Origin of the sequence: Sphingobacterium sp. HSC-15S19, from assembly GCF_050433745.1 — a bacterium.
GTDB classification, from domain to species: domain Bacteria; phylum Bacteroidota; class Bacteroidia; order Sphingobacteriales; family Sphingobacteriaceae; genus Sphingobacterium; species Sphingobacterium siyangense.
Genome location: NZ_JBNPWQ010000099.1, coordinates 1 through 1,352, shown reverse-complemented (window position 1 = coordinate 1,352; position 1,352 = coordinate 1). Strand labels below are relative to the sequence as shown.

General features: G+C 41.9%; 1 protein-coding gene. It reads left to right on the top strand.

Annotation, left to right across the window (positions count from 1 at the left end; genetic code table 11):
- Positions 1-76: 76 nt before the first annotated feature.
- Positions 77-1,309, top strand: coding sequence for an IS256 family transposase (locus tag L1283_RS28470; protein ID WP_088160578.1), 1,233 nt, complete (start codon positions 77-79; stop codon positions 1,307-1,309).
- The last annotated feature ends 43 nt before the right edge of the window (positions 1,310-1,352 follow it).

Sequence of the window (1,352 nt, the reverse complement as noted above, 5' to 3'; positions counted from 1 at the left end):
GAGACTGTAACATAAACTGTGTCAAAGGAATAATTCAATAAGATTATTTATATTCAATTATTCAAACGACACGGTCATGAAAGAAAAAGACCCATTCGACTTTGAGCGCTTCAAGACTGAAGCTATGCAAGGTCTTTACGAAGGTAAAAGTTTGTCTCCTAATGATGGCGTTTTAGCGCCGTTGATGAAGCATCTGTTGGAATCAATGATGGATGGCGAACTGGAGAATCATCTGAACGAAGAAAAGGCCTCAGGTAATAGTAACCGTCGCAATGGCAAGACAAAAAAGACGGTCCGTGGTCTCCATACCGGAACTTTTGAGCTGGAAACAGGTCGGGACAGATCAGGATCGTTCGAACCCAAAGTAGTACCTAAAAGACAGTTGATCATTACTGAACAGCTCGAAGGCCACGTACTGAGTATGTATGCAAAAGGGATGAGCACACGAGCGATAAGTGAGTTTATCCGCGAAATGTATGCCATGGAGATCTCTGCCACAGAAATATCCCGTATTACCGAAAGTGTGCTTCCTGCTGTTAATGAGTGGCGAAGTCGTCCGCTAGAAGCTGTTTACCCCTTTGTTTTCCTTGATTGTATGCACTACAAAGTTCGTCAGAATGGCACAGTTGAGTCCAGGGCTATTTATAATATCCTGGGCATAGGAATGGATGGTCGCAAAGACCTGATAGGGCTTTATAGTTCGGAAAACGAAGGAGCAAAATTCTGGCTATCCGTACTCACCGATCTAAAGCAACGCGGTGTAGAGGACATCCTGATAGCCTGTATTGATGGACTGAAGGGCTTTCCTGAAGCTATAGAAGCTATTTTTCCAAAGACAAAAGTTCAGTTATGCATTGTCCATCAGATTAGATCAAGCATGCGCTACGTTACAGAAAAGGACAAAAAGGCTGTTATTGAAGATTTAAAGCCGGTTTATAAAGCTGTCAACGAAGAAATGGGCTATGAAAAACTACTGGTCTTTGAAGAGAAATGGGGCAAGAAATATCCCATAGCTGCTAAGTCATGGCTGGAAAACTGGACCAATCTCTCTACTTTTTTTGAGTATGATGAGCAGGTGCGTAAGACTATTTACACCACTAATCCAATTGAAGGAATGCACCGACAGATCCGTAAAATAACGAAGTCCAAAGGTGCATTCAGTTCTGAGCAGGCTCTTATGAAACTGATGTTTCTGATAATAAAGGACATCTCTAAAAAGTGGACAATGCCAGTGCATAACTGGGGCTTGACCATATCCCAACTTTACATTAAATTTGGGGATAGGCTCAAACTTGATAGAGGCTTTTAGATTTTGGTTAATTATCCAATGACACAGTTTGAGTTACACTCCC